This window comes from Pseudomonas sp. SIMBA_067 (assembly GCF_046534675.1).
Taxonomy (GTDB): domain Bacteria; phylum Pseudomonadota; class Gammaproteobacteria; order Pseudomonadales; family Pseudomonadaceae; genus Aquipseudomonas; species Aquipseudomonas putida.
Genome location: NZ_JAWRYH010001417.1, coordinates 1 through 233, shown reverse-complemented (window position 1 = coordinate 233; position 233 = coordinate 1). Strand labels below are relative to the sequence as shown.

Annotated in this window: 1 pseudogene; it reads left to right on the top strand. The window is 45.1% G+C overall.

From position 1 onward, the window contains the following. Positions 1-233, top strand: a pseudogene (locus SB765_RS34060) (hypothetical protein); the annotation flags it as partial.

Here is a 233-nt window from a genome sequence, read left to right as displayed (position 1 = left end):
CACGAGCACTGAACGAGCCAGTGACAACAACAAACTCACTTCAGCGTACTGGGTGCCTCAGAACAGGCATTATGATATTCCGATTCACCCCACGGGCACGGAGCCAACCACTCTATTCACAGATAATTTCAGCGGCTGCAGTTTTGTTGTGGACCAGATAAATGACACGCACTATCGTGTTTATCACGTCTTCAGTAAAAAAGAAAACGAACAGTACAATTTACTGAAAGAAC